Source organism: Microcoleus sp. BR0-C5, assembly GCF_036705045.1.
Classification (GTDB): domain Bacteria; phylum Cyanobacteriota; class Cyanobacteriia; order Cyanobacteriales; family Microcoleaceae; genus Microcoleus.
In genome coordinates, this window is record NZ_JAUBTR010000208.1 from 1 (window position 1) to 1,275 (window position 1,275).

Consider the following 1,275-nt stretch of genomic DNA (forward strand, 5'->3'; position numbering starts at 1 on the left):
GGGAGCATCCCGGTTTTGTAAATGGTTAAAAGTATGATATGAGCCAAAATTATTCGCCCTGCGCTACATGATAGAACGGAAAAGTTGTCGCCTGCAGGCTAACCGAACTGGCGAGAGAGGAGTATTTAAAGTAGGGATTTTGGGAAAAAAAATATAGGAAAGGTGTCTATATTCTAGATTAATTCATTCAAGTAAGCACACCTAAGTTTGAGCATTTGATTAATATTTTAACGACCCCACTGAGCGCCGGAAATCTTCAATCTTCTGTCAATCTGTTTGACTAATGATTCCACCGCTCCCGACCCAATAGAACAAATATTGTGACTGGATAACAGTTGATAGTTAACAATTCGATTCCGATGTTTTGTGAGATATTTACAAAAGTTGGTAGTCTGACGACTATTGCACGACTCAAACAACTTAATGGTTTCATCACGTGCGACCTTGCCATAACAATTCTTTGGCTCTCGACAGCCGTTTCCTAGACCCTGATACTTTGTACAGATTTTCTACTAAATGATACCAGTCTAAGATTTCTCGGCGATTGCCATCCGGATTGAATTTACCAATCAGATTCCAAATTCCGTCATGTCCATCACCCAAACAAGTCACTACGGCATTTAACGGCTGACGATTGACATAATCAATCAATACTTCATTTTTCCGAAAATATGCAGCATAAAAGCTGCCATGAAGACTAACTGCTTTGTAATCGAGCCAGTGAGAACCCTCCCCTTTTGGTCCTCTAACACGCACTTTCCCTCCATCCACACTGGTTTCTTTAATGGGAACTTCTGCTACTGGTTCGACCCACTCTTGGTTTTCTACCAATCTATGTAAACTGGTATGACCTATCTTGACTCCCGTCTGTACTTCGATTTCTTGAGATGCCTTGGAATAGGATAACAGGGCTACTTGTCTCCGTCAACATTTCTCAAAGAAAGGGGCCAAGCGAGTCGATTTTTTGAGATTTTATTTTTCTGCTTGTTTTTCGGTAATTTTTAACTCACCTACACAGCTTTTTACTGTTCGGGGACGCCCTTTGTCTGTTCCCGTGGTTTCTTTGATAAAAAAAAAGCAACTTCGGGTCCCACTATCTCTATCCATTGTTTTCTCAGGTGCCCCTCTATTGTTTCCAGGCTCTCTAATGCCTTGGGGGGAGTGTTTCTGTATAAAATTTTGGCGATTTCAGCAGTACGAAGCTCGTAAGCGTGCTTGTTCGTCAGGTGTCATGTTTAGTCTCTCCAAATTATTTATTGATTATTGTAACTCTTG

1 pseudogene is annotated in these 1,275 nt (G+C 41.0%); it reads right to left on the reverse strand.

The window, feature by feature from the left end:
* Positions 1-227 precede the first annotated feature (227 nt).
* A pseudogene (locus QUB08_RS31970) lies at positions 228-1,233 on the reverse strand (ISKra4 family transposase).
* Positions 1,234-1,275: the final 42 nt, after the last annotated feature.